This is a genomic window from Lederbergia lenta NBRC 16444 (assembly GCF_001591545.1).
GTDB classification, from domain to species: domain Bacteria; phylum Bacillota; class Bacilli; order Bacillales; family Bacillaceae_C; genus Lederbergia; species Lederbergia lenta.
The window spans coordinates 50,311-75,762 of the sequence record NZ_BCVC01000011.1; the positions used below are offsets into that span (position 1 = coordinate 50,311).

Consider the following 25,452-nt stretch of genomic DNA (forward strand, 5'->3'; position numbering starts at 1 on the left):
AATGAAACAAGCAGTACATTTTGGTGCAGGGAATATAGGTAGAGGTTTTATTGGTGCACTATTTTCACAATCTGGATATCATGTAACATTTATAGATATTGCTGAACAAATTATTCAACAATTAAATGAAGAAAAGCAATATCAAGTTAAATTAGCAACAGATCTACAAGAAACGATGACAATAGAGAATGTGTCGGGGTTAAATAATTTAACACAGGAAAAGGAAGTCATTGAAGCGATTCAGGATGCTACTTACCTTACTACTGCAATTGGTCCAAATATACTGCCGCGTATTGCTCCGTTAATAGCGAAGGGATTAGCTAAAAGAGTAAAGGAAAGCAATGAGACATTATATGTGATTGCTTGTGAAAACCAAATATCAGCGACAGATCTTCTAAAAGGTTATATACTTGAACATTTGGATGAAGAAACAAAATCTAAATTAGATGAAAGGGTTTATTTCTTTAACTCTGCGGTGGATCGGATTGTGCCTATCCAAAATAATCAAGGTTCATTAGATGTACTTGTAGAACCTTATTATGAATGGGTTGTGGAAACAACAGAAAGCATTCCGCCAATTGAAGGGATGACAATTGTTCCAGACTTAGCGCCTTTTATTGAAAGAAAACTTTTTACAGTGAATACGGGACATGCTTACATTGCTTATCTTGGTTATCTTGGAAATAAATCAACGATAGATGAAGCGTTGGCTGATGAAAAAATTCTCGAACAAGTTCAAGCGGCTCTTAATGAGACAGGTAATTATTTAGTGAAACAATATGGTTTAAACTCAGAAGAACATCAACAATATATTAATAAAATTATTGAACGTTTTAAAAATGCCTATTTAAATGATGGCGTTACTAGAGTTGGCCGTTCACCAATTCGTAAGCTTGGTCCAAATGATCGTTTGGTACGCCCAGCTGTGGAAGCGAGCAAAGCAGGACTTTCCTATACACATCTTGCAAAGGCGATGGCATCAGCCTTACTATTTGATTTCAAAGACGATGAAGAAGCTGTGAAATTACAAGCGATGATGAAGGAAAATGGTTTACCACACACACTTAAAGAGGTAAGTGGGTTAGAAGAAGATAGTGAAATTACTGAAGAAGTAATAAGACAATATAATGAAATGAAATAATTGTTTACGCAGTGATACTTTAAAAACCATTAGGCGAATGCTTAGTGGTCTTTTTTTATTTAAATTTTATAAAAAAAGGGATTGTAGAATTAAAAGCAATTTGTTATTATTATATCGTAGTTCGATATATCGGATCGCGATATATGAAAAGTAGGTGAAAAGATGACAAAACGAACAGAGGATTTTTTACCGCTATCGCAAGCAACATATTATATATTATTATCGTTAAGAGATATACGACATGGATATGCCATTATGCAAGATGTTGAAGAAATTAGCCATGGAGATGTAAAAATGGGTCCAGGAACTCTATATGGTGCCCTTAGCAAACTTGAAAAGCAACATATTATTTTAAAGGCAGAAGCAAATCAGGAAGACCGCCGTAAATATTATCGATTGACATCGCTTGGTAAAGAGGTGCTTCGACTTGAATATAAGCGCCTTGAGTCACTCGTCAAAAATGCCCAAGGAATAATAGAGGAATTGGAAGGTGAATAAGATGACCATAAAAAGGTTTAAACTATTTCTTGCTTCAAGCATTGAAAAAGAAGAAGAGTGGTTGACAGAAATGTCGAAAAGAGGTCTCCATTTTAAAAAATATCGTTTATTTACGTATTATTTTGATGAGAACCCAGATGAATCATATATTTATCAAATCGATTTTCGTGAAGCGGATGATGATTACTTTCAGTTGTACCAAGACGCTGGCTGGCAATATGTAGATAGTTCTATCAAGCGATTTCATTACTTTTGTACAAAAGCTGGCACGGAGGGGAGTAAAAAGATTTACTCTGATAGTGAATCAGTGAAGGAAACACTACAACGAATGATGGCATTTTATATTGCAATCTTTTTCGCTATGATCACATCACAAATAGGACTTATTGTGACGTGGGAGGGGTGGACGATTCAAGTAATTTTAGCGGTGTTTATTGCCATTGTTATCATACTTTATTTGTATATGTTCTATACTCTTAAACGGAAAATCAATTATTATTATAAGTAGGTGGGAGAAAAATACTTTTCGTATAATGAATCCTTTTCTCTAATCAAGCGTATACTTTGGTACTACTAAAGCTAGAGGATGGTAAAAATGACTGATTATAGCCAGATAGTAGAAAGTGAGTTGGAAGCTTGGAAAAGAAAAATGATTAAGCGGTCAAGCTTGCTTAATCGAATGTCGAAGACCGCACAAACGAAAGTGAATGAATTAATACCGGAAAAAGTTCATACAATTATGACTGAAAGTATTAAAAATATGGTAAAGGCAACCCTTGTTGGTTCAAATATGACGACCAACAAACAGCAAGCAGTAGGGATTAGTTTATATGAACGTGATGAGCTTTTAAAACAGAAGTTATCGACCTATCGAAAAACAGCGGTGATAGAGGGCGCTGGGACTGGTGCGGGTGGCATATTACTTGGGATTGCTGATTTCCCGTTACTTTTATCGATTAAAATGAAGTTTTTATTTGAAGCTGCTGCTGTGTATGGTTTTGATACGAGCGAATATGAGGAACGCTTATTTATTCTCCATGTATTCCAACTTGCTTTTTCGAGTGATGAAAAGCGCAAAGAAACTTTTTATATTATTGAAGATTGGGAAGAACAAAAGAAGTCGCTAGTCGATATGGACTGGCGAGTGTTCCAACAAGAATATCGCGATTATATTGACCTGGTAAAAATGTTTCAATTAATTCCTGGGATCGGAGCGGTAGTTGGGGCATATGCAAACTATAATCTGCTCGATCAACTTGGGGAAACAGCGATGAATGCCTATCGGTTAAGGATGAGATAATCAATCTTTTAGATGTCTGACCCCCACTACGTTAAAGCTTTAACGTAGTGGGGGTCAGACCCTTTTTAACTTATTAGATTTTCTATATAAATTAGTATGGCGGAAACTTTCCATTCGGACTATAATGAGGAATCGACTTTATACTTTAAGAAAGAAAGAGGGTTAGTGTTTTGACACGAGATCAGCGTAAAAAAATGCTTATTTTAATGATAAATATGTTTATAGCTATCGGTAGTTTTGGGATTATCATTCCTATATTGCCAGCTTATCTGAAGTCCATCGGCGAAGGGGGAACTGCAGCAGGATTAATGATTGCCATTTTTGCAGGTGCACAGCTTGTTGTATCACCAATTGCTGGGAAATGGACGGATCAATATGGACGTCGGAAAATGATTATATCGGGACTTAGTGGACTTGCTTTATCTATGTTTGTCTTTTATTTTTCCGATTCAATTATCGTGCTGTATATATCACGCGTGATTGGTGGCATAGGTGCTGCCTTATTAGTACCTGCGATATTTGCGTATGTAGCAGATATTACTACGATGGATCAACGGGCTAAGGGAAATAGTTATATTTCTGCGGCGATGTCTTTAGGTATTGTAATCGGGCCTGGAGTTGGTGGGTTCCTAGCGGATTTTGGTTTAAAAGTACCACTTCTTGTATCAGCTATCGTAGGGGTCGTTGCGGTTATCTTTTCGACATTTGTATTAAAGGAAAGTATGGGAACGGACAGCTATGTTCCTGAAGATGATTCAGAACCCATGATTAAAAAGCTTGGGCAATCCTTTACTAAACCGTACTTTATCCCACTCGTCATCATTCTGGTCATGAGCTTCGGTTTAATGGCATATGAATCAGTCTTAGGTCTGTTTGTTGACAATCAGTTCGGGGCTACGCCTAAGGATATTGCTATTATGGTCACGGCCACTGGAATCGTAAGTGTTATCGTCCAGCTGTTCGCTGTCGATCGTCTAGTTGGTCGTTTTGGTGAAGCGGCTGTGTTGACTATATTCCTTGGTGTTGCAGCAGGAGGATTCCTATTATCACTAGTTGCACCAACTTATGAAATGTTTTTTGTCGTCACAACGATTATTTTCCTCTCCACATCTATTTTGAGACCAGTTTTGACAACACTTATATCAAAACTCGCGGGAAATGAACAAGGATTTGCAATGGGAATGAACAATGCTTATATGAGTATCGGAAATATTCTCGGACCACTTCTAGCTGGTTTACTTTATGATATTCATATCACATATCCATTTATTCTTGGTCTAATTGTCCTCGTAATTACGATGGGTGTGTCGATCGCATGGAAAGGAAAAAGTAATAAATTAGCAACGATTAAACAAGGGTAGAGTCCAATTGGACTTTGCTCTTTTTTTGAGAGGAAAAATCAATAAAGTATTGACCATGACGTAACGTGATACCCTATAGTAATAACTGAAGGGAGGCAAGACAAGTGAAAGTAAAAGAAGTAGCAGACTTAGTTGGAATTAGTGTGCGCACACTACATCACTATGATGAAATCGGGTTATTAATTCCAGAAGAGATAACTGAAGCGGGTTATCGTATTTATTCTGATGACAATCTAGAAACATTGCAACAAATATTGTTTTTTAAAGAGCTTGGCTTCCCTTTGAAAAAAATAAAAGAAGTAATCAATCGTCCTTCATTTGACCGACAAGAAGCACTGGAGTTGCATAAAAAGATGTTGCTTGAAAAACGTAATCGATTGGATCAAATGATCGCGACCATTGAGAAAACAATAAAATATTCGAAAGGGGAAATAAAAATGTCTCATAAAGAAAAATTTGAGGGCTTTGATTTTAGTAGTAATCCATATGAGCAAGAAGCACGTAAGCGTTGGGGAGATGAAGCAGTTGATCAATCGAATGCGAAAGTGCAGGCCATGTCTAAGGATGAAAAGAAAGATTTTGAAGAAAGGTTTAATGATATATATATAAAGCTTGCGAGCATTCGCCATCTCGCTCCTCATTCTGAGGAAGCACAGACAGGAATAAAAGAGTGGTTTGAACTTTTAAATCGAATGGGCAATTATTCACTAGATGCATTTAAAGGGTTAGGACAAATGTATATTGATGATGAACGCTTTACGAAAAATATTGATCAATTTGGCGATGGTTTAGCAAAGTTTATGTGTGATGCTATGGCAATTTTTGCTGATACACAAAAAGAGTAGGAGTATGCAATTTCAGATACAAACCAAATGCTTCGTATAATAAGTATGAGAAAAAGCAGGGAAGAAGCCGATAAAGTTTCTTTGCTGCTTTTTTATGTACTATAGTGCTTAAGTTTATTTTAAAAAGGAAATATAGTATATAACCGTATTATTAAAAACACAAAATTCGTAGGCGTAAAAGTTATTCTAACGTCTATATAAGTATCATATATGAAAGAAGCAAGAAAAATGGATTTTAAATTGTAGAAATCAGACTTAAGTTGTAGTGAATCATTAGTCTGTAGCTAGGTTCGTTTTTGATTTTTTTTCTGTATGCTTAATGTAAGCACATGGAGTCCGCGAAAGGAATGAGTAGCAATGAAGAAAGTATTATTTTTCCCTCTATTAAGAATGCCTTCAGGTCATCATCAAGTGGCAGATACGATTACAAGCTATTTGCGCAAAAGAAATCCCAAATTTATTTGTAAAAAGATAGATCTTTTAAGCGAATGGAATCCCGTGGTAGAAAGCCTCGTTACAAAAACGTATCTTGAGTGGATTCATCATTTTCCTAAAACATATGCATGGGCTTATAAACAGATGGCGCATACGTCAAAAAAACAACGCTCTTATAAATATTATGATTTTCTCTTTTTAAACAAAATGAAACAAATCATTTCCGAAGAAAATCCAGATTTGATTATTTGTACGCATGGGTTCCCATCCTATTTTCTAAGCAGACTAAAAATGCGGGATCAATGTCACGCACCAATTATTAATGTATACACTGACTTTTTTGTAAATGATGTTTGGGGAATAGCTGGAATCGATTATCATTTTGTACCTAGTCAAGCAGTGAAGAGGGAATTATTAAAAAAAGATCCAACAAGCCAGATATTTGTTACTGGCATACCAATTTCGGAACAATTTGCAGAGCAGCCGCATCTAATTAAGAGAGGATCTGGCTATCATGTGTTGGTGTCTGGTGGAAGCGTTGGGCTCGGGGGTATGACAGAGATTTTGCGGCGACAAAATGATAATGAAACGATAAAATATATTGTTCTATGCGGAAAAAATAAAAAATTATATCAAAGTATTGTAAATCTTGGTAGAAGCAATATTCATCCACTTCCATATATCACATCAAAAGAGAAAATGAATGAGCTTTACACTAAAGTAGACGCGATCATTACGAAGCCAGGTGGCGTAACGATTAGCGAAGCTTTAAAGAAAGGCTTACCGATTTTCATCCATTCCGCACTTCCAGGGCAAGAAGAAATTAATTTAAGCCTGTTAAAAGAACGTAAACTTGTGCATGAATTAGATGATGAACATCCATTGGAGGATCAAATTACTGATTATTTCAAGGATCCATCATTAGTTGATCAGTTTCATTATTCATTACAAAACTATTTATCCGAATTAGAGGCGAGAGGCCCTGAGCAAATTTCAACTTTAATCAATTCTTTGCTTGAGGAAAAATGCCTAAAAGCTTTCCGTTATGAGATAGAAAGAAGGAAAAAAGTTCAATGATTCAACAATTTTTAGAATGGCTTAATACTATTGGAATTCCTGGCTTATTTCTATCTATGTTTTTAGAAGGATCATCTTTACCGTTTCCTGGTTTGGTTATTGTACTTTCGTATGGATATTTATTATCACCGGGGTATGTCAATACTGCGTTTATAGCAGCGGGAATGAGTATGTTTTATAGCCTTGCCAGCCTAATCCCATATTACCTAGGAATGAAACTTGAAAGTTCTTTACCTAATAAACTAAAAAAGGGTTTGGAAAAAGGAATTGTCTTATTCAATCGTTATGGGGTTTGGAGCGTGGCATTTTCTCGGCCATTTGGTATTGGGAATTATATTTCATATGTAGCGGGTATAAGTAGAGTGAACTTATTTAAATATTTTATTTTAACCTTTTGTGGAATATACCCGTGGTCGTATGTAATGATTCTTCTCGGAGATTATTTTAACGGAAATTATGAGACATTCAAGAGATATTTTAGCACCTATAGTATATATGGGTATGGAACGATTGTAGTTGTGATAGCGATCATCATTCTTATTTATTATAAAAGGATGAAACAGAGAAAAGAGAAGTTATATAGAGTGGAAGAAGGAGGACAAAACAATTGAAAAGAACAGGACTTTCACTGGGAGGTGGCTCTCTTAGGGGAGTTGCCCATATAGGTGCTTTAAAAGAATTAATTAATAATAATATCGAAATCACTCATATAGCAGGAACAAGTGCAGGTTCAGTTGTCGGAGGATTATTTGCGTGCGGACTAGATCCAGAAATGATGAAAAGTGTTGTTCATGATATATCTATTCGGCGCCATATTGATATTGGTTTTAATCGAAAAGGCTGGATAAAAGGTGACAGAATTTATAACACATTATTAAAATTGACTGATGGAAAGCACTTTTCTGATTTGGATATTCCGTTTGCTGTTATTTGTGTTGATCTTATCTCTGGAGAAATGGTTGTTATTAAATCGGGGGAAGTGGCCCTTGCCATTCGAGCAAGCATAGCAATACCGGGTCTATTTTCTCCAATAGAAATCGGTAATAAATTATTAGTAGATGGCTATATTTTAAATAATAATCCTGCTGATATCGTTAGAGGCATGGGTGCTGAGAAAGTGACATCTGTAAGAGTGCGCAGCTCAAATCCTCATTATCCATCCAATCTAATCTCCGTTTTGAACCGATATATTGATATAGCAAGTCAAAAAAATACTGATCGCTGCTTAGAGCAACATGCAGATGTACTGATAGATATTGATCTTCACGACATTGGAAGGTTTGAAACAAAATCATTATATAAATCTATTGAACTAGGGCAAGAGGAAGCAAGGAAAGTATTGCTTAATAGAGAGTTATATGAAAGTAGCGATAATATTATTTATATGGATCAGTGGTTAAGAAAAGTCCGGTAGATGTTGAATTCTGAAGAGGAATGTTGTTAATCTTATCATTTCAACTGTTAGTTGAATGCATGATACAAAAACACCTGAAGGAGTAGTCCTTCAGGTGTTTCACTTATTGTAAACCGTCAATATTAAGATCCTTAACTGGCATGAATATTTCTCCTGTGTCTAAATATTTCACGTTTACTTTATCTCCCGTCTCTAAGTAGATGGCGAGCGGAGAGTTTTCCGAGGAAACAATATAGTTTTGCTTATTATCTAGATAAAAAGAGATGACAGTAAAATCGCCAGCCTTTTCTTTGAATACTCGTAATATGGTTCCTGATACACTTTTCTCTTCGGCATTCGATGTACCGTCAACAGAGCTACCACCCCGTTGTAATGCGGTTTTATATAGCTTTAATGCTTCATTTGGTGTATTAGCAAAAACAGATATCTCTGGGTTTGCAGCAGAAACAATAAAGTAATTTTGCAAGAATCCGTTCGAATCGAGTACAGGTGTTAACCAACTAGCTTCACCATAAAAGTTGTAAAGAACAGGCATTTCTCCAGACCACTTTTTCTCAATAAATTTCTTATCAATAATTTGTAATGCTGCCTGAGAATCCATATATGACTCTTCTAGGTTTCCTGTGTAATAAGTCGCTTTACCAGAACGAGCATCTGTGAGTGAGTAGCCAAGCATCGAATCAACGCCTTCTTTTGGACTCGTAAAATCGGTAAAATAGACCATTTCACCTTTTTCATTGAAGATAGGACTCACATTGGCAACCGTTCCTTCATCAGAAGGAAGCTTTACATCCCTTTTACCAAAAAAACTATTCCAAAGACCGTGTACATACTTTCCAAAGTAACTATTTTGTAAACTAACTGCTTCGGGAGAAACGGCACCGTCAATGAATGCGGGAACCTGATCTAAAGAGTATTTCTTTGTTTTCCCATTAGCCGGATCTACCATGACAACTCCTTGCATCTCAAAACCATTACGTGCCGAAATGAAATGGCCATAGGTCCTAACATAGAAAGGTTTTCCATCGTCATCAATCTCTAATCTTGGATCTCCATAAAAGATAAGATCTGGATTTTGGTTGCGAATGAATCGCTCTAGATTTTTATTAAGATAAGCAGAGGGAGTATAGGTCATTTCTGCTTTTACAAACTTGGGATTGTTTGATGCATCTGTTGCGCTCATTTTAAAATATCCAGGTGTGGTTTTGCCATTCCACCATTTAAAAAGGCCGGAAAATTCAACAGGTGCAATATAAACAAATTCCTCTCCTATTTTTTGAATTTGTAATTCTCCAAGCTCATAATAACTTGTATTCGGCACTTGCCCAAAGGCTTTTTTCATTTTGTTTCTTGCGAATTTTGGTGGCACACTAGCCGGTGTTTTTGTTTCATCAAATGCTTTGATTTCTACTTTTTCTTCCATCTTTGAGACGGTGTATTTTTCATCTGCATTAAACAAAAAAGCACTTAAAATATAAACCATAAAAGCAAAACTAGCTAAAAATAAAACGCCCTTAAACAATTGTTCGCGTTTACTTGCAAATACTGCGCCAAGAGCAGTGACAATTAATAAAGGTAGCCAAAGTGAACTAATCGTTCTATCCATATTCGATAGATAATAATATCCGAATATGATAATCCACATGAGTACAGTTACGCCGATGTACTCTGCACCAATATTTCGCTTTGCTGCCTTCTCTGATTTCTTTAATTGCTTAGACTTGATTGGAATCAAGATCAAAGTAAATATAATCGCTACAATGAGTGAAAAAATAAAAATGCTTGCCATATAAAGGTAGCTCCTTTCTCGTGCAAAATTAACCCTCATCTATTTACGAATTGACGCTAAAAAGGTTTCAAACGTTAGAAATAAATAAATGTTTTTGTAAACCTTACGAAGGGAAATAATAAAGTAAAATGATACCCGAAAAGTGAGATGTTGATTAATAACGCAAATTTTAAGGAGATGTTCATTGATGAAGAAGCTGATGGTTTGTGGCATCGTTATTTTGGTGTTGACGGGATGTAATTCCACTGATTCATCTCAGGGAAATGGAGCAACGATAGAAAATGATATGGGGGTAGAAAGTGAAAATTCCTCTCAAACAACAAAGGAACAAACGGATCAGCAACAAAGTAAGGTAGATGAGACTACTAATCAACAAACGTTAACTCCAGAGGAAGTTATTAATGAGACAGAGAAACAATTAGAAACAAATATACCGATCAAACTGCCAAAAGTAATGAATGTGTCGTCAGGGCAGCATTTGACAGCTAAAACTACTTCCGATAAAAATCAATATACGGTTATGTTTTTAGAAACAAATGAACCGATTCCGATAAATAATGATAAGTTAGAAGGTAAAGAAGCGAATATTGCTACACTAAAAGCAACAGGATATGGATCTGCAGAACAAGCGGCCCAAGAAATTAACTATGAAGATCATTCCAAGACTGGCGCACATGAAGTAGACCTAGGATTTGGGATCACGGGATATAGTGAAGGGGCGGCTGGCTCTCAATATATCGGTTGGAATGAAGGTAGATGGTCACTCGTAGTACGCGGGTTTACAGAACAAGGGGAAGATGTTACACAAGAAGCTAAAAATATTGTAGCATTTTTAGAAAAGAACACACTTCCAGCTCCACATGATATTGGGGCTGCTGCGCTTGATGTAACATACAAAAATGATGATCGTAAACAATATATTACTTGGCAGGAAGGCACAATTGTCTATGAAGTAGAAATGGATAAAAGTGCACAAGATTTACTTGAAATTCTTGCTTCTATTCAAGAAAATAAATAAATTTATAACAAAAATATGAACGGAAATGAGCCAATTATTTTATATTGTATGTTGAGTTGTTCAAAACCACTTATAATCATATATAATTAAGGGAAGAACAACATTAAAGGTGGTTTTTTTCGTGACTTTACAAAACAAGAATGATGCACTTCCTCCAAAAACATGTACAATTGAACGCTTAGTTACAGTCCCAGCAGACATTGAAAAAGTGATTAAGGGAGAAAAGACAGCTACAAGACGAAATGGCCGATATGCGGATATCGGAGAAGTAATGATACTTCAGGACCGTGAATTTGTGGTTGAGAGGGTTTATTCGCAAGCTCTAGGTGAAATGACAGATGAGCATGCACAACAAGAGGGATTTGCGACATTAGATGAATATAAAGAATCAATATTGTCAATGCATCCAGGTATGCCTTGGGTTCCTAAAATGAAAGTTTGGGTTCATGAGTTTGTATCTAAATAAAATTCGTTCTGTGTAAAAAACTTGATAGACAGGGGCTGTTCAATAAGTCGCAGTAGCTGACTTTTAGGACAGCCCCTCCTTTTTTATTTAACAATACCTAGTAGACTGTGGAGTTTTCTTCCTAAGCATTGACCACCACAGCTTTCTGATGAAGAGGAACTCCTGCTGTTGGAGAAAAAATGCGTCGTGTTAGGCGGGAGAGTAATAAGGAAAAATATATCCGTACTTAAATACCTCTTTACGCCATGGTAAATGATGAAAAAGTCGGGGACAATTATATATTATTAGATTACTTGTTTTTTAATGTGAACTTCGATATATTATAAATAAAAGGTTTGCGCAATCGTTTGCATATATAATAAAGCGCTTAACGTAAAAAAGAGGTGTTTATGTATGGAAAAGAAATGGTGGCATGAAGCAGTTGGTTATCAAATATATCCACGAAGTTTTCAAGATTCGAATGGTGACGGAATTGGTGACATTCGCGGTGTGATTGATCGCCTTGATTATTTACAGGAACTAGGTATTGATTTTGTTTGGTTATGTCCGATGTATAAGTCACCACTTGATGACAATGGCTATGACATTTCAGATTACCAAGATATCCTTGAGGACTTTGGGACGATGGCTGACTTCGATGCCTTGCTGCAGGAAATGCATGATCGTGGAATGAAACTGATTATTGATCTTGTTTTAAATCATACAAGTGACGAACATCCATGGTTTATCGAATCTAAATCATCCAAAGATAATCCAAAACGTGATTGGTATATTTGGCGTGATGGAAAAGATGGCGAAGAGCCAAATAACTGGGAAAGTATCTTTGGCGGTTCTGCATGGGAATACGATGAAAAGACAGACCAATACTTCTTGCACGTATTCTCCCGGCGTCAGCCTGATCTGAACTGGGAAAATACAGAAGTACGTACGGCTTTATATGATACGGTCAATTGGTGGCTTGATAAAGGCATTGACGGATTCCGCATTGATGCTATTAGTCATATTAAAAAGCGCCCCGGCTTCCCAGATATGCCAAATCCAGATGGGAAAAAATATGTTTCGTCTTTTGATATGCATATGAATCAAAAAGGGATTCATACATATTTACAAGAGTTCAAAGATGAAACTTATGGGAAATACGAACATGCCTTGAGCGTTGGTGAAGCAAACGGTGTAAGTGTTGATGAAGCAAATTTATGGGTCGGAAAAGAAGGTAAAATGGATATGATCTTCCAATTCGAACATATTGATTTATGGGATTATGAATCAGAAACTGGGCTAGATGTGATCAATGTAAAACAAGCATTAACGCGTTGGCAAAAAGGACTTGAAAATGACGGTTGGAATGCATTGTACATTGAAAATCATGACAAGCCTAGAATTGTGTCAAGTTGGGGAAATGATAAGGAGTATTGGAGAGAGAGTGCGACTGCCCTCGGTGCGATGTACTTTTTTATGAAAGGGACACCGTTCATTTACCAAGGGCAGGAAATTGGCATGACAAATGCATATTTTGACTCAATTGAAGATTATGATGATGTAGCTGCCAAAAATCTTTATCATGAAAAGAAAGAGGAAGGTCTCTCCGATAAGGAAATCCTTCATATTCTTGGTAATACATCTCGGGATAATAGTAGAACACCTATGCAGTGGTCTAATGAAGAAAATGCAGGTTTTTCTTCTGGAAAGCCATGGATGAAAGTGAATTCCAACTATCAAACTGTTAATGTCGAACAGCAACGTGAAAACAAAGATTCCGTTTTTCACTTTTATAAGAAAATGATCCAATTGAAAAAAGAGCATCAAATCTTTACGTATGGAAGTTATGATCTATTAATGGAAGATCATGAGCAAGTTTTCGCTTACCAAAGAAGATTAGATGGTAAAACAGCTTTGGTAATGGTAAATATATCGAATCAAGAGGCTATATGGATAGCTGAGAATGGAATGTCTGTTTCAAGTAATAATCTTATTCTCACGAACATAGCAACTACATTAAAAGAAAACAGCACAGAAATAACTTTAAAACCGTATGAAGCTAGGGTGTATTTGATGAATGTATAAGAAAGAGGGCTCTGTCAATTGTGACAGAGCTTTTTGTATGTACAATTATAATTATATAGGTTTGTATTGTTGTCTAATCCGAAAAGGATAAAGGCTTAGAAGCTTATGAGTATATAGAAATAATAATAATTTCAATCATTTATAGTAAAATGTATGCTATAAATAACTGGGATATTTTTAAAAAACGAGGAGGGAGCAAATGTTAGAAGAGAGAGTAAAGAATTGGGTACTATCCTCATATAAAGGGAATGGAAAAATTATTGCAGTGGACCCACTACAAGGAGGAGTCTCTTCACGTGTTTATCGTATTTCGCTCCTAATTGGGGATAAGGTAGAAGATGTAGTATTACGTCAAGTTGATGATGAGGAATGGCTTGATGAAGAACCTGATTTAGCCTACCATGAAGCAGAATGTCTCCGTAAGGCTGCGGAAGTTCAATTGTTAACTCCCAAGCTTATTGCTTATGATAAAAATGGAGACGATTGTAGTCATCCTACCATACTCATGACTAAGCTAGAAGGATCTGTTATTTTAATACCAGACGACATGGATCATTGGATAAATGGATTGGCCCAATCATTAATTCAGATTCACAAAGTAGAAGCGGATGATTTTCCTTGGTCCTATTTTACGTACAAAGATCTTGATACATTAGAGACACCAGCATGGTCAAGATATCCAGATCTCTGGAATACAGCATTTAAAATTGTTAAAGGGCCCCGTCCAAAAGGGAAAGATTGCTTTATTCATAGGGATTTCCATCCAGCTAATGTATTATGGTCTGGAAATGGTATAAGTGGAGTCGTGGATTGGGTTAATGCTTGTCATGGTCCTGCAGGAATTGATCTTGGTCATTGTAGGGTTGATTTGGCGTTGTTACACGGCGTTCCGGTTGCTGATGCTTTTTTAAAGGCTTACATATGTAATGCTGATACTTCTTTTCGATATGATCCTTATTGGGATCTGTTATCTGTCATAGATATTCTTTTCGGTCCGCCTGAAGTATATCCAGGCTGGACAGCTTTAGGCGTGACTGGGCTTAGCAATCAAATGATGCAAGAGAGATTGGATACATATCTTTTAAGTCTATTAAAAAGAACCATCCCTAGCGAAACTCAAAATGATATGGACATGACGTAATAAAAAGGGGCATCCTAAAGCCAACTACTACGGCTTCATGGATAGCCCCTTTCTCACTCAGAAAGAATAGGTTTACTCTTATCCTTTTTCAAAAATAGAAACATTGCAGCAATCATTAATAAAATTCCTGTAAATATAAAACCTTGGTTTGCTGTTAATTGCAATAAACCCGTTAAACTGGATCCAACAACGACACCGATCGAGAAAAATGCATAAAAGTAACCATATGCTCTACCACGTTGTTTCTTTTGTGTGGCCTCAATTAATAAGGAATTGAGTGATGGAAATAAAAAGGAGAATCCGACTCCATATAAGCCCATATAGATATAAAGAATAGAGATACTCTGGCTTAGACTAATTAGAATAAGACTTACGCCCATTGCTCCCATTCCAAAAGTTAATGTTTTAATTGGTTTGATCACATCAAAAAGCCGATTAGTAGGAAGTACAAAAATTAGGATTGCTACAATTCCAAAGGTACTTAAAAGCAAACCGCTTGTTTGTGTATCTTGGCCAAGATCGGCTACTTTTAATGGAAGCATATAGGCGAGAACACCTTGGGAAAACATGAGGAAAAATGCTCCGGAAAAAGCTTTAATAATTTTTGAGTCCTGGAAAAAAACACGAACTGACATTTTACCGGTATCTTGCTTCGCATCACTAACAGGACTAGCCTGCGAGCGTAAAAAGATAAACGCCAGTATACCTAATGCAATCATACAAAAGGCTGTTACAGTCAGTACTGTTACTTCATTTGTTCTGCTCGATACAATTCCACTAAATGCTGGTCCGATTACAGCAGCTAGTCCTACAAATGCGCCAGATAGAGCGGCACCTTTTCCTTTTTTTGCTGTTTCTACTGAATTCGCTAAATAGGTAAAGGCAGCTGGGACAATTAATCCTGCTGTCAAACCATGGACAAAGCGAATCAAGAGTAACAACCAGGCATTATCCGCGAAGTAATATATAAAGAGCGATACACCAGAAAGTAATAATCCAGTGATTAAAATAAGAAAGGGTCCCCTTTTATCTGTCAAAAATCCAGAAGCCACATTTCCAATCGTATTGGAGAAAGAATACATTCCAACGACTAACCCTGTTAAGAAGGGAGTTGCTCCAACAGAAATTGCGAGAGGAGTCATTATAGGTAGTTGTGTAAATAAATCAAAAAAAGAAAAGAAGACAATGATATAAACAAAAACACGCATAAATAATAGCCGCCTCCATCTTATTATCCTCATCTTATCATCTCTTTTTTCATGGATTTAGGCAAGCAGTTAAGCCTTTATTTCAGTCTAAAATAAAGCCAATCTTGTCTACCCTGTCAAATAATTTATTCCAAACCGAAGTATCTTGTTATACAAAGTAGTTGATTTTCTATTATGGGTTAACTATAATGTAATACAAGGTACTTATTTTTTTGTCAGCTATCTTGTATTGCAAAGGAGTGAATAAATTGTCGACTTCCACTCAGATGTTAAAGGGAATCTTAGAAGGATGTCTATTGGCCATTATTGTTCGTGGAGAAACATATGGTTATGAAATGATTGAAAAATTAGAGTCGTTTGGGTTCGATATGGTTAGTGAAGGGAGTATTTATCCCGTTTTATTGCGGATGCAGAAAGAAAAGCTAGTAAATACAGTCATGAAACCATCCCCTACTGGCCCCAATCGAAAATACTATTCCATTACGGAAGCTGGAATAGAGGAATTGGCTGAGTATCAGAAAAGATGGAATGAATTATCAAAGGCTGTTCACTCTTTATTTGATATCAATATTACTAAAGGAGGAGAAAAGGATGCTTTCAACTAAAAGTATAAACTTTATTGATAATCTTAGATTATATTTAATTACCTCTGGAAAAAAGGAAACAGAAGTAAAAGAAGTGACAGAGGAGCTGCAAGATCATTTAATGGAATTAGAGAAGCGTGGAAAAGATATTGGCCACATCATTTACGGAACTCCTGCATCATATATGGAATCAATAAAAAATGAAATGCAGACGGATTATCTAGGTATACTGAAAAGCATACCAATCTATTTTTTAGGAGTAATTGCTTATTTCATTATGGGTCCAGCAATTCGAGGCGAATTTGAATTAAATATGATTCAAGTTATTGGGTTTCCACTCATATCTGTTATTGCTCTCATTATGTATGTTGTATTTTTACAACAAGCTGGGAAAAATCAGTTTTCATCGAAAAAGCTATTTTTTACAGCAGGCTTTATTAGCTTAGCTGTTACCGCGCTGTTTATTTTGCTTTTGTTAGGTAGTAATTTTATAGTAGAACCATTTTATCAAGCTAGCATGGCAGTGAACTGGATAGTCGTCGCCATTTGTGTGCTCATTTTTGTTTCATTAGCTATATGGAGTAAAACTTGGTTTAGTATATGGATTCCTACACTTTTATTCATACCTGATTTTCTCTTTCGTTTCTCAAGTTTACAAGATGAAACAGTACTTAAGATAAGTGCTGTCTCATTTGTTGGAGTATTTATTATTATCATAATAAGCTTATTCATAAAGGAGAAATTAATAAAAGCTAAAAGATAAATATATAGTTGAAAAAAACATCTTATTATAGGAGAGAAATAAGATGTTTTTTCATTTATATAAACATTCTATCCCTGTCCATATGTTACACTTTTATATGAATCTATCTTAGAAAGCTAAAAGATAGTTTGTTTGGAATATAGGAATCGTCATCTTCGGAATAGAGGTATGGTTATGTTAAGGTTTGACAGGGAACGCTTTTTTCAAATTATACAAATAATTCTCCCGTTGCTATTGCTCATATTAGCCGGAGTAGAAATACAAAAAGCAATAAGCGGTATGAATAAAGAATTACTTCGTGATGTAGTAAGTCAAATACCTAATTGGCAAATTGTTCTTATTTTTATTATTTCTATTTGTGCGATCACCCCCATGTTTTTATATGATGCGATGCTTGTTAAATTGTTGGGAATTAAGGTACGAGCAATGAGGTTAGTAAAACAATCTTTTATTGTTAATACATTTTCAAACTTAGTTGGCTTTGGTGGAATCGCAGGTTTAATACTAAGAAATTATTTTTATGCTAAGCATGATTTAAACAAGCGAGTTCTCTTGAAAAACATTGCTTCTGTTACTATTTTCTCCCTGACTGGTATTTCATTACTTGCATCGGTTTTTCTATTGAGCTATCGAAATTTCTCGTTATTTGATGAAATAGGATGGCTCTTTTTCGCTGTATTGGCAGTTAGTCTATTTTTACCATCGTTCATTCTTTTCTACTTGGTTCAACATCAAAGAAGGACGAATTCCTCTATAAGTTTGGCCGTCTTTGTGAAGCTAGTACTTGCATCACTGCTTGAATGGACAGCTTTATTTTGTGCGATCTGGTTTTTCACCTTTGTATTGAATATTCCTATCGGAGTCACAGATTTGCTACCCGTATTTATTATCGCTACCTGCGCAGGAATTGCGAGCATGATCCCTGGGGGTATAGGCTCATTTGATCTTGTATTTATTTGGGGGACGCAAAACTTAGGAATCATCGATGAAAAAGTATTGGCATTGCTTATCTTTTATCGAATAAGTTACTTTGTTTTTCCATTTTTGCTTTCGGTGGTTCTGTTTCACAAGGAAATAATTCGAAAAACGAATACACTTATAAAGAAATTCATTGAATATGTTTTTCGGAAAAATTAATCCATCCTAGATTGTGCCATATTTACTTACCGTTTGAGATGCAAAAATGTATCCAAATTGTAGCCAAAGAAGGATTATGATTACGATACAATATAATGAAAACTGTAATACGTATTTATCAGACAAGACTTATTTAATTAGTTTTGCCTGAAATTTTTAATATAAATGAAGGTAGAGGAAATGAAAATAGATGAAAAAGGTATTAATTATTGAAGATGAAGAAAGCATTCGCAGCTTTTTAACGATCAATTTCAAAATGCAAAACTTTATAGTGATAGAGGCTGGTTCAGGTGAAGAGGGTCTAAACAAAGCGAGAGTGGAGAATCCCGATATTATCATCCTCGATGTGATGCTCCCAGGTATGAATGGATTTCAAGTGTGTGATCAACTGAGAAATGAATTTCCGAATCTAGGAATCATTATGTCTACAGCAAAAGGCCAAGATTTAGATAAAATTAAGGGGCTAGAATGTGGAGCAGATGATTATGTAGTAAAACCATTTAATCCATTAGAACTAATATTACGGGCAAGGTCCCTATTAAGAAGGATGAATGATCAAGAGGAATTAGTGCGGGGAGATTTACTGAAAAGTGGCCCGTTTGTATTGGAAGTATTTTCACAGAAGGTATTCAAACATAAAGAAGAAATTTCACTTACCCCAAAGGAATATGATCTTATAAAACTATTCATGGAGAATCCAGGCAGGGCATTTTCGCGAAATGAACTTTTAGATATTGTCTGGGGATATGATTTTGTAGGGGATACGAAAATCGTAGATGTGAATATTAGAAGACTTCGAATTAAAATTGAAGATGATGTTGCGAATTCATACTACATAGAAACAGTGTGGGGGACGGGCTACCGTTGGAGAAAGGATTAAAGGTATGGCAATTAAAAAAAAATCCGCGAAAAGTATTAAAACGAGACTCGTGAGTAACTTCATTGTCATCATTTTAATCAGCGTAATAGCCTTTGAAACAATACTTGTATATTTTACGCAATATTATTTTTACAACAATGCAGAAAATGCTTTAACAAACCAAATTAAAATATCATCAGAATTCTATTCAAAATACTTTTCCAATGTACCTTTAGAAGAAAACATTATCGATAATGTAGATGTATTTTGGAAACAAACGGATGCTCAAGTGCAAATTGTCGATATCACCGGTAAAATTCTATTGGATTCAGTTGGGATAGAGCATAAAGAGATATTAAAAAGTTCCGATTTTAATGATGCCTTAAGCGGTGGGAAAGGAATTTGGATTGGAAAAGCAGAGCATGCAGATGACAAAGTGATGGTTGTTTCTTATCCGTTAAAATCCGACCAAGAAGTGGTAGGTGTATTGCGGTTTATTTCAAGTTTAACAGAAGTAGATAAAGTATTAAGAAACATTATGTTAATTTTTATTAGCATTGGGGTCATTGTCATTGTGATTGCTGGTGCCATTAGTCTACTATTAGCTAACAGCATTATTCATCCACTTCAGAAGGTAACGGATGGAGCAGAATTAATGGCTAGTGGTAATCTGAAAATAAGGGTGAAAAAACAACAAAATGATGAAATTGGAAGACTAGCTTCTACATTGAATTATATGGCCCAAGAAATTGAAAATAGAGAGAAAATAAAGGACGATTTTATTTCTCTTGTATCGCATGAATTGAGAACACCACTTACATCGATTAAAGGATGGGCAATTACTTTGAAAAATGTTGATCCAAATGATAAGAAAATATTCGATGACGGTTTAACCATTATTGAAAAGGAAAGTGATAGGTTAACAGGTATGGTGGAAGAGCTGCTCGACTTTTCGAACTATGTGTCGGGTAATTTTACATTGCATAAGGAAAAGACAGATCTCCGAGATGTGTTTGATTTTATAGATAAACACATGAGTCAAAGGGCGGTTAGAGAAGGGATCCAATTTTATGTATTTTGTGAAGAACTTCCTTTGTTGGAAATAGATAAAGATAGAATGAAACAGGTGCTAATTAATCTTCTAGCAAATGCATTTAGATTTACACCGGTTCAAGGTACCGTTACATTAAAAGCTTATGAAGAAAGAGATTCTATTACTATCATTGTAAAAGATACAGGCTGTGGGATTAAGGAAGAAGATTTGCCCAGAGTGAAGGAGAAATTTTACAAAGGGAACCATAGTGGATCGCAGACTGGCCTAGGATTAGCTATTTGTGATGAGATTGTAGATATGCATGAGGGAAGCTTAACGATTAAAAGTAAAATAGATATTGGTACAGAAGTCATTGTGACACTTCCCAAAGGGAAGGAGAAACAAGATGAGAAGAGGTAGTAGGCTATTTCCATATTTATTATGTTTGATCATCCTATCTTTATTCGGATGTAGTAATCTCGACTTTAATACGGAGGGGATGTTGATTCCCCCGGTCAATAAAAAGTCTGCGATTCAAGGTACTTGGCAAATAGAAAAGTTTGTTTCTGTAAAAGAGAACGTCGATGAAATAGAGCAATATATAGGAGAAACAGCGATGTTTGATGAGGACGTTTGTATGATGGGTGAGGAGGAATGTATTGATCCGGAATACAAAATCATTAATGTGGCTACTGCTGATTATTTTCATAATAAATATAGAATGAATACAGATCAACTTCAGCTTTCTAACGAAAGAGTGGATGTAATTACAGTTACGGCTGATCATCAAATATTATATGAGTTTATAAAGATAGATGACGATACGCTGCTGGCATATGTGGCGGGGGGATTTTTGTATTTAAATAAAATTTCTGATGAGGTAAATGGTGGGGTAAAACAAACTATCGTAAAAGATAATAAGGTAATCGTGGATAGTGAAAAGAAAAAAGAAAACGAAGAAAAGGCAGGCGTGCTGCTTGGCATTCGCTCTGCAAATAATACATATCAAACATTGTGGATTAGCTCAGAAAATGGTAATCTTAATCCTATTTTAATGAATGAGCAATTACTTGTTCCAAGAAAGACAGGGTTTTGGGAAGTAGGTCGTTCTTCATCAAGGGAAAGCATATATGCAAAACCATTGACTGATCATGAGAAACCATCCATATTATCAGTGGAGAATAAAAATATGTTAGCGGGAAGTCCAGATAGTGAGATCTTATTTGTTGGGAATGATTATATTGGGACAGAGCATAAGTTAAAGCTCAAAGTATTACCAATCGATAATATTAGCGTTGGTAAAGGAATTAAGCTTACAAATATTACAACTGAAAATGCTTATGAGACAATGTTGCGCTCGAGCGAGGCTTTTATCGCCTCTATGGATCGAGAGGAAGCGCAATATATTATCCAAAGTCCGTTTGAGGATAATTTTACCCTTGAAAGAAGAAGTGGACACTGGATAATGAAGGGCAGACTTTATTATGAACAGCCAATTGGAGAGAAAGAATATGAGGACTTTGATATGAACAGCCAATTGGAGAGAAAGAATATGAGGACTTTGATATGAACATATTGGTCCCGTCAAAGTTAATAAATTATGATGAATTATCTATCCAATGGGGTGAAATTAAATCAAGCTTACCATGGATGCTTGACGCTTATCAATCACCGCTACAGGATATGGCACTATTGACATCTAAAGATTCTCTTTCTATATATGCGATGGAAGATGGACGAATATTAGAGCAGCCATTAAGGGAAATAGCCCTACAAGAAGGCGATGCGATTATAATGGCAGAATGGGCTATTGGTGATTACGTAGATAAATGGGATGAAATCGTTAAGGAAAGCTTTAACATTTTAGAATGATAGATTAAGAAACAAAAATACCGTTATTTAAACATAGCGGTATTTTGGGGCACTGAAAAGGTCCTCCAAATATAGGGAGCATGCAGAATACGTTGATTTCCGCTTCAGGATGTCGCTTTCCGGGGGGGCGTGCGGTGAGCCGCTTGATCCCCTCGGAGTCGCCACCTTACGCTTCAATCAACTTGGTTTTGTTTTTCTTAAAGAAGTTTTGTTTCCTTTCTATAAATGCAGTTAGATTTTTATCTTTTTCGGGAGATTTGCAAGACAAATAAACCTCATTCTTCTGTTACCTCCTATATTAATCCGATCTTGATTGTGAAATTTTCCGGATTAATACCGTTGAATATCTATCCCCGCATACGCATTAATCTGTTTGTAATTCTTAAAGCGGCGAATGTCGCCCAACTCTGCGATAATACGGACTGCCGTCGATGCTCCGATTCCCGGAAATGATTTCAGTATTTGAAAATCGACACGCTCCTTGGAAAATCCCGCCATCTGTCTGGCCGTTTCTTATAAAAAAGGATGGTATACCTTTTTATTGTACAGTTATGTATCAATATCAAGCAGGTAAGGTACCTTGATACAAAATCAACAATCATAAATTTTTTGCCCATTTATAAATTTTTATGATTTATTGGTTCCGTAAGATAATCTTTTGCGATAACTTAACGATCTGGTCGATTTCTCTTTTATTTATGACGAACAATTGAAGTATAAACTGTTTACAAAAGGATTGCTGAATAGCCGAATGTTTATTCTAGGAGGGGTTCTGAAGGCGAAGTTTCAATGACTAAAGTGAAGAAAGAGGAAAGAAGAAGAGTAAATTAGTTACAATTTTCTTCAATACCAAGTAAACTAGCACTTACTAATAAAATTTCCTTTAAATCATTGTTTATTAAAATAAAAGGGGCATAACCATGATCAAATTTTCGGATGTATCAAAGCAATATGCAGATGGTACTAAGGCATTAACTTCCCTAGACCTGCAAATCGAGGATGGCGAATTTTTCGTTTTAATTGGTCCAAGTGGATGCGGCAAAACAACAACATTAAAAATGATGAATCGTTTAATAGATCCTTCAAGTGGAGTCATTTCAATGGATGAAAAAGAAATTGCCAGCTATGACATTCACGAACTTCGCTGGGACATTGGCTATGTTTTACAACAGATAGCTTTATTTCCACATATGACGATTGAAGAGAATATTGCCATTGTCCCTGAACTGAAGAAATGGGATAAGAAGAAGGTCCAGTCGCGGGTAGATGAATTATTAGAAATGGTTGGCTTAGACCCGCTTGTTTACAAGAACCGAAAGCCGGATGAATTGTCAGGTGGGCAACAACAGCGAGTTGGGGTGGCTCGCGCGTTGGCTGCGGATCCGCAAGTAATTTTAATGGACGAACCATTTAGTGCACTAGATCCAATTAGTAGGGAAAAATTGCAAGACGATGTGGTTGAATTACAGCAAAGAATTAAGAAAACGATTGTTTTCGTTACCCATGATATGCAGGAAGCATTGAAAATTGGGGATAGGATATGCATCATGAAAGAAGGTAGAGTTGTACAAGTTGGGACACCCCATGACATTTTGCATAACCCGGTAAATGAATTTGTCAAAGAATTCGTAGGGATTAATACACTTCCGACTGATGAAGTTAATTTAGAACAATTGATGGATCATACTTTGGAACAGAAAGTGGATAAGTCACTTTCGATTATTTCAACGCCATCTTCTCTAAAGAAGGTTTTAGCGGCCCTCGCGCAAGAGGACGAGTTATCTGTAGAAAAGGATGGGGAAATCATTGGTATATTGAGCAGACAAAAGATCGTTCAGTATATGGCAGACAACATGCAGGAAAGGGGCGAAAACCATGAATGATGTATTGGAAGCATTTCGCGATAGACAAGAACAGCTTCTTCAAGCACTTCTAGAGCATATTCAAATCTCCTTGATTGCCCTCTTTTTTGCTGTTATCATCGCCATTCCTCTAGGTATTTATTTGACGCGAAGAAAAAAAGCAGCAGAAGGCATTATCGGTGTAACAGCTGTTTTACAAACGATCCCTTCGCTTGCTTTACTTGGCTTATTGATTCCACTTTTAGGCATTGGGAAAGTACCAGCGATTATTGCTCTCGTAGCCTATGCCCTCTTGCCTATTTTAAGAAATACATATACAGGAATTAAAGAGGTAGATTCTTCATTAAAAGAGGCAGCGAGAGGAATGGGAATGAATAATCGCCAACAATTAATCAAAGTGGAGTTGCCACTTGCAATGCCAGTAATTATGGCAGGAATTCGCACAGCGATGGTGTTAATTGTTGGAACAGCAACATTGGCGGCCCTTATCGGAGCGGGAGGGCTTGGTGATATTATCTTACTTGGAATTGATCGAAACAATACTGCGTTGATTGTGCTCGGGGCAATTCCAGCGGCGTTACTCGCTATACTTTTTGATGTGTTGCTTCGCCGGATCGAGCGTCTTTCTTTTAAAAAGACATTGGCAACACTCGGTGTCTTTGCAACAGTAACATTGCTTATCATTGTGGTTCCTTTTTTATCAAGCGGTGTGAAAAAGGATATCGTGATTGCTGGGAAGCTAGGATCAGAGCCGGAAATATTGATCAATATGTATAAAGTATTAATTGAAGAGGATACAGATTTACGAGTAGAGTTAAAACCTGGTCTCGGAAAAACCTCATTCGTTTTTAATGCTTTAGAAAGTGGAAGCATTGATGTGTATCCTGAATTTACAGGTACGGCGATATCCGAATTTTTAAAGGAAACGGCTGTAAATACAGATAGAGATGCGGTGTATGAACAAGCCAAGCAAGGATTATTAGAGAAATTTGAAATGGCATTGCTCGACCCAATGGATTTTAATAATACGTATGCATTAGCTGTACCTAGTGAAACAGCACAACAGTATGGACTAAAAACGATCTCTGACTTAAAGGGAGTACAACAGAACATTCATGCAGGATTTACACTAGAGTTCGCAGATCGAGAAGACGGCTATTTAGGCATTCAAAAACGATATGAAATAGATTTTCCAAACGTAATTAAAATGGAACCGAAACTTCGTTATGGCGCAATAGAGACTGGCGATATTAATTTAGTCGATGCCTATTCAACAGACAGTGAAATTAGACAGCATGAGTTGATCGTCCTAGAAGATGACTTGGAGCTATTCCCACCTTACCAAGGGGCACCTTTGTTACGCACAGAAACTGCCGAAAAATATCCCGAATTGGTAAAAGCCTTGAATCGTCTTGCCGGAAAAATCACCGATGACGAAATGCGTGAAATGAACTATAAAGTAAATGTAGAAGATGCTAGCCCTGAGGAAGTAGCGAAAGAGTATTTGAAAAATGCGGGGATTTAGCAATTTGTGAGCCGTCACTCTTGGAGTGACGGCTCTCATTCTCGTACAGAGAAATCCACA

At 36.2% G+C, this 25,452-nt stretch carries 25 protein-coding genes; 22 read left to right on the forward strand and 3 right to left on the reverse strand.

The window, feature by feature from the left end; all coding sequences use genetic code 11:
- Window position 1 precedes the first annotated feature (1 nt).
- From BLE01S_RS18650 to BLE01S_RS18690, 9 genes are all read left to right on the forward strand, one after another.
- On the forward strand, window positions 2-1,141 hold the full coding sequence (locus BLE01S_RS18650; protein WP_066145981.1) for a mannitol-1-phosphate 5-dehydrogenase: 1,140 nt from the start codon (window positions 2-4) through the stop codon (window positions 1,139-1,141).
- 162 nt (window positions 1,142-1,303) lie between these two features.
- Window positions 1,304-1,639: a PadR family transcriptional regulator gene (locus BLE01S_RS18655; protein ID WP_066145984.1), complete on the forward strand. Its 336-nt coding sequence runs from the start codon at window positions 1,304-1,306 to the stop codon at window positions 1,637-1,639.
- A 1-nt stretch (window position 1,640) separates the two neighbouring features.
- On the forward strand, window positions 1,641-2,147 hold the full coding sequence (locus BLE01S_RS18660; RefSeq protein ID WP_066145986.1) for a DUF2812 domain-containing protein: 507 nt from the start codon (window positions 1,641-1,643) through the stop codon (window positions 2,145-2,147).
- Between the two features lie 87 nt (window positions 2,148-2,234).
- On the forward strand, window positions 2,235-2,939 hold the full coding sequence (locus BLE01S_RS18665) for an EcsC family protein (protein WP_066145989.1): 705 nt from the start codon (window positions 2,235-2,237) through the stop codon (window positions 2,937-2,939).
- 170 nt (window positions 2,940-3,109) lie between these two features.
- The gene (locus BLE01S_RS18670) at window positions 3,110-4,300 is read left to right on the forward strand and encodes an MFS transporter (protein WP_066145992.1); all 1,191 of its coding nucleotides are present in this window, start codon (window positions 3,110-3,112) and stop codon (window positions 4,298-4,300) included.
- Window positions 4,301-4,404: 104 nt separating this feature from the next.
- The gene (locus tag BLE01S_RS18675; protein WP_066145994.1) at window positions 4,405-5,145 is read left to right on the forward strand and encodes a MerR family transcriptional regulator; all 741 of its coding nucleotides are present in this window, start codon (window positions 4,405-4,407) and stop codon (window positions 5,143-5,145) included.
- Window positions 5,146-5,502: 357 nt separating this feature from the next.
- A complete protein-coding gene (locus BLE01S_RS18680; protein ID WP_066145997.1) occupies window positions 5,503-6,657 on the forward strand; it encodes an MGDG synthase family glycosyltransferase in 1,155 nt (384 codons plus the stop codon).
- A complete protein-coding gene (locus BLE01S_RS18685) occupies window positions 6,654-7,268 on the forward strand; it encodes a DedA family protein (RefSeq protein ID WP_066146000.1) in 615 nt (204 codons plus the stop codon). The genes BLE01S_RS18680 and BLE01S_RS18685 overlap by 4 nt, the downstream gene beginning before the upstream one ends.
- Window positions 7,265-8,071 (forward strand): patatin-like phospholipase family protein, encoded by an 807-nt coding sequence (locus BLE01S_RS18690; protein ID WP_066146003.1) that lies wholly within the window; start codon window positions 7,265-7,267, stop codon window positions 8,069-8,071. Before BLE01S_RS18685 ends, BLE01S_RS18690 begins: the two co-directional genes overlap by 4 nt.
- A gap of 103 nt (window positions 8,072-8,174) precedes the next feature.
- On the opposite strand, the gene BLE01S_RS18695 is transcribed toward BLE01S_RS18690, so the two are convergent.
- Window positions 8,175-9,860 (reverse strand): MFS transporter, encoded by a 1,686-nt coding sequence (locus tag BLE01S_RS18695; protein WP_066146006.1) that lies wholly within the window; start codon window positions 9,858-9,860, stop codon window positions 8,175-8,177.
- Between the two features lie 187 nt (window positions 9,861-10,047).
- Between BLE01S_RS18695 and BLE01S_RS18700 the strand changes: the two genes are divergently transcribed.
- From BLE01S_RS18700 to BLE01S_RS18715, 4 genes are all read left to right on the forward strand, one after another.
- Window positions 10,048-10,878: a hypothetical protein gene (locus tag BLE01S_RS18700; RefSeq protein ID WP_066146009.1), complete on the forward strand. Its 831-nt coding sequence runs from the start codon at window positions 10,048-10,050 to the stop codon at window positions 10,876-10,878.
- A gap of 121 nt (window positions 10,879-10,999) precedes the next feature.
- On the forward strand, window positions 11,000-11,344 hold the full coding sequence (locus BLE01S_RS18705; protein WP_066146012.1) for an ASCH domain-containing protein: 345 nt from the start codon (window positions 11,000-11,002) through the stop codon (window positions 11,342-11,344).
- 393 nt (window positions 11,345-11,737) lie between these two features.
- Window positions 11,738-13,408 carry a glycoside hydrolase family 13 protein gene (locus tag BLE01S_RS18710; RefSeq protein WP_066146015.1) on the forward strand — a complete coding sequence of 557 codons (1,671 nt, stop codon included), beginning with the start codon at window positions 11,738-11,740 and terminating at the stop codon, window positions 13,406-13,408.
- Between the two features lie 199 nt (window positions 13,409-13,607).
- A complete protein-coding gene (locus BLE01S_RS18715) occupies window positions 13,608-14,549 on the forward strand; it encodes a phosphotransferase family protein (RefSeq protein ID WP_066146018.1) in 942 nt (313 codons plus the stop codon).
- Window positions 14,550-14,602: 53 nt separating this feature from the next.
- On the opposite strand, the gene BLE01S_RS18720 is transcribed toward BLE01S_RS18715, so the two are convergent.
- Window positions 14,603-15,757 (reverse strand): MFS transporter, encoded by a 1,155-nt coding sequence (locus BLE01S_RS18720; protein ID WP_066146021.1) that lies wholly within the window; start codon window positions 15,755-15,757, stop codon window positions 14,603-14,605.
- 248 nt (window positions 15,758-16,005) lie between these two features.
- On the opposite strand from BLE01S_RS18720, the gene BLE01S_RS18725 reads away from it, so the two are divergent.
- The 7 genes from BLE01S_RS18725 (at window position 16,006) to BLE01S_RS18755 (ending at window position 22,005) form a co-directional block, all read left to right on the forward strand.
- A complete protein-coding gene (locus BLE01S_RS18725; protein WP_066146024.1) occupies window positions 16,006-16,362 on the forward strand; it encodes a PadR family transcriptional regulator in 357 nt (118 codons plus the stop codon).
- On the forward strand, window positions 16,349-17,104 hold the full coding sequence (locus BLE01S_RS18730; RefSeq protein WP_066146027.1) for an HAAS domain-containing protein: 756 nt from the start codon (window positions 16,349-16,351) through the stop codon (window positions 17,102-17,104). The genes BLE01S_RS18725 and BLE01S_RS18730 overlap by 14 nt, the downstream gene beginning before the upstream one ends.
- A 174-nt stretch (window positions 17,105-17,278) precedes the next feature.
- Window positions 17,279-18,241 (forward strand): lysylphosphatidylglycerol synthase domain-containing protein, encoded by a 963-nt coding sequence (locus BLE01S_RS18735; protein ID WP_066146029.1) that lies wholly within the window; start codon window positions 17,279-17,281, stop codon window positions 18,239-18,241.
- Between the two features lie 190 nt (window positions 18,242-18,431).
- On the forward strand, window positions 18,432-19,121 hold the full coding sequence (locus BLE01S_RS18740; protein WP_066146032.1) for a response regulator transcription factor: 690 nt from the start codon (window positions 18,432-18,434) through the stop codon (window positions 19,119-19,121).
- Between the two features lie 4 nt (window positions 19,122-19,125).
- Complete coding sequence (locus BLE01S_RS18745) at window positions 19,126-20,553, forward strand: sensor histidine kinase (protein ID WP_066146035.1); 1,428 nt, start codon at window positions 19,126-19,128, stop codon at window positions 20,551-20,553.
- Window positions 20,540-21,703: a hypothetical protein gene (locus BLE01S_RS18750; protein ID WP_066146038.1), complete on the forward strand. Its 1,164-nt coding sequence runs from the start codon at window positions 20,540-20,542 to the stop codon at window positions 21,701-21,703. The genes BLE01S_RS18745 and BLE01S_RS18750 overlap by 14 nt, the downstream gene beginning before the upstream one ends.
- Complete coding sequence (locus BLE01S_RS18755; protein WP_066146041.1) at window positions 21,700-22,005, forward strand: hypothetical protein; 306 nt, start codon at window positions 21,700-21,702, stop codon at window positions 22,003-22,005. Before BLE01S_RS18750 ends, BLE01S_RS18755 begins: the two co-directional genes overlap by 4 nt.
- Before the next feature lie 330 nt (window positions 22,006-22,335).
- On the opposite strand, the gene BLE01S_RS21460 is transcribed toward BLE01S_RS18755, so the two are convergent.
- Entirely contained in the window at window positions 22,336-22,503 is a 168-nt protein-coding gene (locus tag BLE01S_RS21460; protein ID WP_251523577.1) for a transposase, read from the reverse strand.
- Window positions 22,504-22,925: 422 nt separating this feature from the next.
- On the opposite strand from BLE01S_RS21460, the gene BLE01S_RS18760 reads away from it, so the two are divergent.
- A complete protein-coding gene (locus BLE01S_RS18760) occupies window positions 22,926-23,888 on the forward strand; it encodes an ABC transporter ATP-binding protein (RefSeq protein ID WP_066146044.1) in 963 nt (320 codons plus the stop codon).
- Window positions 23,881-25,392, forward strand: a complete 1,512-nt coding sequence (gene opuFB / locus BLE01S_RS18765; RefSeq protein WP_066146047.1) for an osmoprotectant update ABC transporter permease/substrate-binding subunit OpuFB — start codon at window positions 23,881-23,883, stop codon at window positions 25,390-25,392. The genes BLE01S_RS18760 and opuFB overlap by 8 nt, the downstream gene beginning before the upstream one ends.
- The last annotated feature ends 60 nt before the right edge of the window (window positions 25,393-25,452 follow it).